Annotated in this window: 7 protein-coding genes and 2 pseudogenes; 6 read left to right on the top strand and 3 right to left on the bottom strand. The window is 41.6% G+C overall.

The features are described from left to right. Positions 1–80: 80 nt before the first annotated feature. On the bottom strand, positions 81–941 hold the full coding sequence (locus V7K40_RS32550; protein WP_334967005.1) for a hypothetical protein: 861 nt from the start codon (positions 939–941) through the stop codon (positions 81–83). Here V7K40_RS32550 and V7K40_RS32545 point away from each other — a divergent pair. Continuing rightward, positions 934–1,629 (top strand): annotated as a pseudogene (locus V7K40_RS32545) (IS5 family transposase); the annotation flags it as partial. The gene V7K40_RS32550 and the pseudogene V7K40_RS32545 overlap by 8 nt on opposite strands. Before the next feature lie 336 nt (positions 1,630–1,965). Here the strand turns inward: V7K40_RS32545 and V7K40_RS32540 are convergent. Next, a pseudogene (locus V7K40_RS32540) lies at positions 1,966–2,711 on the bottom strand (IS1 family transposase). Between the two features lie 619 nt (positions 2,712–3,330). Between V7K40_RS32540 and V7K40_RS32535 the strand changes: the two are divergent. Further along, the gene (locus V7K40_RS32535; protein WP_334967001.1) at positions 3,331–3,810 is read left to right on the top strand and encodes a hypothetical protein; all 480 of its coding nucleotides are present in this window, start codon (positions 3,331–3,333) and stop codon (positions 3,808–3,810) included. A gap of 156 nt (positions 3,811–3,966) precedes the next feature. On the opposite strand, the gene V7K40_RS32530 is transcribed toward V7K40_RS32535, so the two are convergent. Continuing rightward, a complete protein-coding gene (locus tag V7K40_RS32530) occupies positions 3,967–4,137 on the bottom strand; it encodes a hypothetical protein (protein ID WP_334967000.1) in 171 nt (56 codons plus the stop codon). 146 nt (positions 4,138–4,283) lie between these two features. On the opposite strand from V7K40_RS32530, the gene V7K40_RS32525 reads away from it, so the two are divergent. The 4 genes from V7K40_RS32525 (at position 4,284) to V7K40_RS32510 (ending at position 7,480) form a co-directional block, all read left to right on the top strand. Continuing rightward, on the top strand, positions 4,284–4,814 hold the full coding sequence (locus V7K40_RS32525; protein WP_334966999.1) for a transposase family protein: 531 nt from the start codon (positions 4,284–4,286) through the stop codon (positions 4,812–4,814). After that, a complete protein-coding gene (locus tag V7K40_RS32520; protein WP_334967004.1) occupies positions 4,732–5,025 on the top strand; it encodes a hypothetical protein in 294 nt (97 codons plus the stop codon). The genes V7K40_RS32525 and V7K40_RS32520 overlap by 83 nt, the downstream gene beginning before the upstream one ends. Continuing rightward, positions 5,022–5,183 (top strand): hypothetical protein, encoded by a 162-nt coding sequence (locus tag V7K40_RS32515; RefSeq protein ID WP_334966998.1) that lies wholly within the window; start codon positions 5,022–5,024, stop codon positions 5,181–5,183. The genes V7K40_RS32520 and V7K40_RS32515 overlap by 4 nt, the downstream gene beginning before the upstream one ends. An 857-nt stretch (positions 5,184–6,040) precedes the next feature. Continuing rightward, positions 6,041–7,480 carry a DUF3131 domain-containing protein gene (locus V7K40_RS32510; RefSeq protein ID WP_334966997.1) on the top strand — a complete coding sequence of 480 codons (1,440 nt, stop codon included), beginning with the start codon at positions 6,041–6,043 and terminating at the stop codon, positions 7,478–7,480. Positions 7,481–7,499 lie beyond the last annotated feature (19 nt).

The following is a 7,499-nucleotide window of genomic DNA, read 5'->3' as shown; positions in this document are numbered from 1 at the left end:
CCGTTACTAGGGTGCTTGTTATTACAGGCATCCCTTTATTTTTTGCACAACAACTACAAGCATGATCGCTCTCTTTTAGTCTAAAGTCCAGTTAAGAAAGGGATCGTCGCAATAGTCCGCACACGCGCTGGTAGCGACTGCAACAACGCCTTTGATAATTCCTGCGCCTGTCCGCGTAATTCTGGTACAGCGATAGTTTCCCACAAGTCGCCCTTGCGGGGAGTTCCCAAGGTATAAAGCAGCGTCGAAACGTTACCGTCTGCTGCATATAAAGCACCGTGGGTATCTGTATCTAATCCTAAACCGATGGCATTGGGACGAATTAATTTCTGCAATCGCAAATTAGTAATCAAAGGATGAGGCGATCGCCGATAATCTGCTGCTACCCCTGTACAATTCACCACCCGGCTGACGTGCAAGATATGATTAGTTTGGGTTTTGCGCCGGTGTATGGTCACTGCTACACCGTCCGGCAAAGCTTGATATTCCCGAATCCGCCCGGCAGAAATGGTGAGTTGACTAGAATCTAGCATTTCAGTGACAACATTTGCTACTTGTGGGGCAATGCGGTGACGATGCACATCCCAATAAGGTGTCAGATGACGCAAAAAACGTTGCTGCTCCTCCGTCGGTAGTTTTTGCCAGATTTTCTGAATCATGGGACGCAGAGAATCAATCACTGATCGCCAGTCGTAGCCTTGAGCAGCAGCAATTTCCACCTCGGCACGCACCCGACGTAACCAGGAGCGCACACTTTTTGGTGAATTTTCTAAGGTCAAGAAGCAGGGATAAGGTTGAGCTGCTTGATGTTTGACGGGAAATAATCCTCGTCGGGACACAGCATAAATTTTGCCGCGATGTTGGCGATCGCTCAGAGATAAAACCATATCCACCATCGTCAGTCCCGTACCAATTAGCAACACAACCGTAGTAACAGCCAAGGATAATAGACTGTTTGTGGAAGGTGTATACCGCTACCGAGTGGGTATTCCGTGGCGGGACTTACCGGAAAGATTTGGGGATTTTCCAGTAGTTCATACCCGGTTCAGTAGGTGGACAAGGCGTGGTGTGTGGCAAAAAATATTTCAGGTGCTCAGCTCGGATGCAGACAATGAATATGCAATGATTGACTCGACAATTATACGTGCCCACCAACACAGCGCTGGAGCAAAAGGGGGGATGGGTTTGATGAAGCCATCGGTCGTAGTAAAGGGGGGCTGAGTAGAAAAATTCATGCCTTGGTAGATGCCTTGGGTAATCCTATTGGCTTTCATTTAACTCAAGGACTCTTGATGTGACTTGGATGGTTCCGATGTGCTGCTCGAAAAACTCCAAGCCGACATACTGATTGCAGATAAAGGATATGATGCTGATCAGCGGGTAATTGAACCGCTTGAAAAACAGGGTAAAACCGTGGTAATTCCCCCCAAACGCAACCGCATTCTCCACCGGGAATATCACAAGCATCTGTATAAAGAAAGACATTTAATTGAGAATTTTTTTGCCCGGCTCAAACAGTATCGAGCGTAGGCGCAGCCCGTCGTCGACATCGCCACACGTTATGATAAGCGAGCAGTCAACTTTCTTTGCGCAATTTATCTTGCTGCAACTATTATCTGTCTTAATTGATGACATCCCCTAGCAAGAACGTCTTCATTCTTAATCACAACCAAGATTAAAAACCAACGAAGAAATCAGGATTTATCGTTTGATTCACATCCTAAGTCTTAATGCGATCGCTAAAATATTTGCAATAAGCAGGGATTAATGAGATTGTTTTTCAATCTATTGAGAATAGACTTGCCTTCTTGACATGATGCGGACGCCCTGAGCTAGTGAGGCATCTGCGAATTTCACATTTTCACACAAAAAAGATTCTCTTTCTTGAATAGCTTGAAGTAGGATTCGGCTCACTTGTTCGACTAATATCAGAGTAATTTTGGCGTTGCTGAACCAAAATATGAATCAAGCGATCGCCTCAAGCTTGCGGGTGCTATGCGCCCGCAGCGCCATTGAGCCATACTTGAGATAATGTATTACTAAATGAATTGAATGTTTAAGCATTTCCTCGGATTTAGAGTCACAAAAAGTTTTCCGATGTAGTCGAGCCAGATAATGCGGAGCCGGAGACGCTCCGCCTTTGGTCTTAAGCGACTATTCTCTCCCTCAACTCAAGTCATATATGTTTGACTAACGATGTGATCTTCATTGCTGATAAAACAAGGATAAACAGGATAACCATCAGTAACGTAAAAATCAGACTGCCAACATCTTATTATCAACCACAAATGTTTAAAAGTTTCCGAACTCCTGTCGCCTAAAACCCAAGCTATAATTCCTGGAATACTGTGATTTACAGCTGTCCACAGCCAATGAGTGTTTTTTTTGAGCCAACAAAAGTTTCTAGTTCATCGATTTGTGTTACTTCCAGTATTTCACTTCTGTAAGGTGTATTTGCTAAAGTGCTAGCCGCTTGCCTCACCCAATTTATAACAGTAGTATGATGTACTTTTTTAACTCTTTCTATCGCCCGGAACCCAGAACCATTGACATACATTTCTAGGCATTCACTTTTAATATCTTCCGTGTATCCTTTGGGATCATAAGATTTGCTCAACTGACGTTTACAGTTGACACATATGTGATGCGTGTTTACCACGTTGACGCCCATTCCTACGAATGTGAGTTGATTCACACCTTGGACATTTCATAGCGATCGCCTTAATTCATATTTCTATTCTGCAACGCCGAAAAAAGAATTCCTAAAGAACTGACTCACCTTGGGTAGAGTTTATCAAACAAACTACAGGGCATTACATTGAGATAGTTTTCAGTCTCATTACTCAGAAGTTCCCTAAATCAATCCATGCAGTGACTATGAAAGGTTTTTTACTGAAGCTAAGAGCTTTTATCTTTGCCTTTACATTAGAGCAGGCATTTTTGTAACTAGCAACTTAGGTTAATTAGCTCGTGAAGTGGAGCATTGCTCCACTTCATATCTCAGTAATTGATTATTATTATCACTCAGCTTCATATATTAAGCGATGGCTCACTTACCAACTACTTTTGACCACACCCGTCACACACAGGTATCTCTGATAAATTTCTCAACGCTAATAAATGACAAATCCCTCTCAAGTTATAGATGTATTCTGTGCTATGATAGAGGATTTTTTGTTTCTACTTCAATATTCTATTTAAATAAAGGAATTATTAGAGAGCATAATTTTTTTGTTCACTATATAATTGTAGTACCTTTTACTTAAAAATTAACAATTTTTAAGGTCATGTTAGTAGCAGAGGAAGATTCTTAAAATCACAATGGTAAACATGGATAACACAAACAAAGAAGTTGATAGTAGTAGTAATAAATTGAGTCAGCAGAAAATAGAAATTGAAACTGATATGGATTCATCATCTAACGAACTGATACAGAAAAATAAAACAATTAATATAGATGGTCAACGTCCAGTCGATCCAAGTAATATTGAAATTAAAGAAACAATTAATATAGATGGTCAGCGCCCGATTGGGAAGAATGAAAACGATTATGATAAAACAATTAATATAGATGGTCAACGTCCGATTGGGAAGAGCGCATTTCAAGAACATGAGATGCTAACTGTAGACGGTAAGCGTCCAATTGATCCTAGTGATTTAGAGATTGAAGCTGTTCAAGACGTAGACGGTCAACGTCCAATCGCTAAAAGTAATTTTCAAGTTCAAGATACTCTAGAGATAGATGGTAGCCGTCCAATAGGTTCAAATAACACTGTTGAAGAGCCAATACTAACAGATTATGTGGATTAAAAGGACGACTTTCCATGACACTGTAAAGTGGTGAAGATAAAGCAAGGGTAGGCAGTAATTTACATTGTCATACTTTCTTGTACTATGCCTTTGCTAGCCGATTTAGTCTATGAAAGCGGATTAATTTGGTCTGGGTCGCAGTGGTTGGGTGCCAGGTCAAATAGTGTCACTTAAACGGGGTGATTTGTTCTCTTTCAGCTTCTGCTGATAGTCCAAAATTTGCGCTTTCCACTTCAGCAACGCCTCAAGGCTCATCACCAGTGCCTCTGCTCTACGTACTGGCGTGGGCGTTACAGATGCAAATAGGTTTAACTGATTTAGTTCCACAGGTAAGTAGCTGGTTGCAATTAAATAGACCTCTTGCAGAATTATTTTATAGTAAGATAGAGGGTTTTTAGCTTGATTAAACTCACTTATGCGATAGGAGCAAACAAAAAAAACTATCAAATCGAGAGTTCAAACGTCTGGTGGGAGTGCAAAGGCTGACATTTGATCAGATGGTGAAAGTCATGGGAGATACTACCGAAACCAAACAAACGCGTGGTTGTCCTCCCAAGCTAGATTTAGAAGACCAAGTTTTAATCTGCTTGACATTTTGGCGAGAATATCGCACTTACTTCCATATTGCTCAAGATTGGCAGGTGTTAGAATCGACTGTTTGCCGTATCGTACACCGAATTGAAAGCACACTGGTCAGCTGCGGTAAGTTTGGTTTAGATGGAAAAAAGTCCTTGTTGATTCCATCACAGAAACCTTTAACAGCAGTGATGGATGTCACACAGAGTCCGATTGAACGTCCTAAATATGGTCAAAAACGCTTCTATAGTGGCAAACAAAAAGAACATACCCTCAAATCTCAATTGGTGATTGACCTTGCAAGCCTTGAAATTTGTTGTGTTGTCAACGGTTCGGGTCGAAGACATGACTACAAGTTGTTCGTTGAAAGAGGAAGAACAGCGCGATCGCTTTCACCTAGAACGCAGTGTGGAAAAAGCGTTTTTTGAAGCAGGTAGAGCGTTGGCAGAATTGCGTGATCGTAGACTGTACCTTTCAACCCATCGCACATTTGAGGAATATTGTCGTGTTCGCCCTTGGCGTTGGCGCAGCTATCGCTTTAGACATAGTCGCCAGAAGTCAAATTATCTGATTCAGCAGCTGATGTTTACGAAAATTTGTGATCCATTTGTTGTCAAAATTTGCCGCCTGAAGATTTGACAACAAATGGATCACAAATTTTGCCTACTACTGAAGGACAAGTCCGACCCATTACAAAGCTAGAACCTCAAGACCTGTATTTAACAGATGTGGAGGAGAAGCTGTTGAGTTTGATAGAGCGAGAATATGGGATTGATAATGCTGCTAGCAGTGTTTAGCGCGGGTAGCAGCGACATGGACTAAAGAACACTCTGAATTAATTAATGAATTATATGCTGCTTTATCAAAAGTATTAGCAGGGCGGCCGCATCATGTCAATAAGACAAGTATATTCTCAATAGACTGAAAAGCAATCTCATTAATCCCTGCTTATTGACAAATATTTAAGCGAGCCCATTGAGTCTTAGGATGTAAATTAAACGATAAATCCTGATTTCTTCGTTGGTTCTTAATCTTGGTTGTGATCAGGAGTAATTTAGATGCGTTCGTCCTGAATGGAACATAAGGCTTCTTGAGAGAAATACGATTCATTCTAACTCTTCAGGGTTCATAGTAATTGCACTTGCCTGAGTATTGTCGGTGTAACTATCTTCCCTCAATTACACCTATATTTGCAAAAGTGAGATGCTCCCTTATTAATCGGCTGCGGCTCCCGCAAATCATAAGGGAGGAAATCCGCGAATTCGGCAAATTTCGGGTTCATGTCTAGAAGCATAACCCGACGCCCTCGTCGAAACCATTCGGCTGCAAGCCGAAGTGTATAAAGGCAACAGGGATTCGCGTATACATCGCGCACACGAGCGTGAGGGAAATCTCTTTTTGGTAAATAGTCTTACTTTGAGCAAGTAAGCAAGATACTGACAGACTTCATCAATAAATAGAATGTCATTGTTAGTTAGATTTAAAAGTTGGGAAAAATGTATTTGGTGAAACTACGCAAGTATAGCCCCTGCCATCCTGGTTAGGACAAGTCTGCTATGGATAGCTGTTAGAGCTGCTCTCTTCGATTTGCTAATTTTCTAAGCTGTCTGACCACTGCTAGAACAGTAATTTACAATATGAGGCTTTAATCCGTATGAGTTCTGATTTTCAACCACCACCTAAGAGTTTGTCCATACTAGCTTCTGTAGGAGGAGTTGTTACCGCTGTAATAGCGATCGCAATTTTAAATTTTTGGTCTAAGCAACTATCTCAGACTGCTCCCATAGCAAAATCTAAAATATCAACTGCCAGTCTTGATGCAAAATCTTTAGTTTTGCAAGGGACACCTATTAGCAAAAGCCAACTAACAGTAGCTAAGACTCCCTATGTTGCTCCTGGAGTCGGATCATTAACCCCAGAGGAAACTGCAACTGGCCGTCAGGCTTGGTTGTACTTTCAGCGTAACTGGAACAATGAAACTGGCTTAGTTAATTCTGTCGATGGTTTTAAGGGTGTGACAATGTGGGATCAAGCAGCAGCGATCGCAGCCTTAGTCAGTGCTAAAGAACTCAATATCGTGCCTGCGGCTGAATTTGAAGCGAAAATGAGTAAAATGTTGAAAACACTGGCATCTATGCCTTTATACAAAGGTGAACTGCCCAACAAGGTCTACAATGCAAAAACCCTTATACCTGTTAATTATGGTCAACTAGAAAAACGCGAAGAAATTGGTTGGTCAGCCATCGATTTAGGAAGGATGGCAATCTGGCTAAAAATTGTCGAAGCAAAGTATCCACAGTTGCGATCGCTTTCCACAGACGTTTGGAAACATTGGCAAGTCAACCGTCTTACCAAAAATGGACAAATGTACGGTACTGCCGTTATTAAAGGCAAAGAACAATATAACCAAGAAGGTCGCTTAGGGTATGAAAATTATGCTGCCTATGGTTTAAAGCTTTGGGGCTTGGATGTTAAGCAAGCCATGGATTATCAGTCCCATACTGCCTTTGTTGATCTTTACGGACAGGGAATTCCTTACGACCAACGGGACTATAAAAGCTCTGGAGCGAATAATTACGTTCTTAGCGAACCCTATATTTTAGATGGTATCGAAACTGGGTTTCAATCTTTGCCTAAAGCTTATGCTGATCGGATTTTGGCCGCTCAAGCAGCACGTTATGAAGCGACAAAACAATTAACTGCCGTTACCGAAGACAACTTGGATCGTCCTCCATACTTTGTTTACAGCAGCTTGTTTGTCAATGGAGAAGCTTGGGCAACCATCACAGATACCCGACAACAGCACAATGATTTGCGATTCCTCAGTGCCAAAGCTGCGATCGGTTGGCATGTGCTTTACAATACTACTTACACCAAACAGTTATTTGATTTTGTCCAAGTTAACCTTAACTCTAAGGACGGCTGGTACAACGGCTTTTATGAATCCCTACGTCAGCCGAATAAGACTCTCACCGCCAACAATAATGGCGTGATTTTAGAAAGCTTGCTGTATAAGCAAGTTGGACAACCACTTACTGTGTGGGCAGGAGTCAGGAGCCAGAAGTCAACCGAAAGGGCTATCACAACACCATAACTTACAGCTAAGATTCTAA

The sequence above is a fragment of the Nostoc sp. genome (assembly GCF_036917195.1).
Lineage (GTDB): Bacteria > Cyanobacteriota > Cyanobacteriia > Cyanobacteriales > Nostocaceae > Nostoc.
The sequence above is the reverse complement of the archived record's forward strand: the minus strand, read 5'-3'. Positions and strand labels throughout refer to the sequence as shown.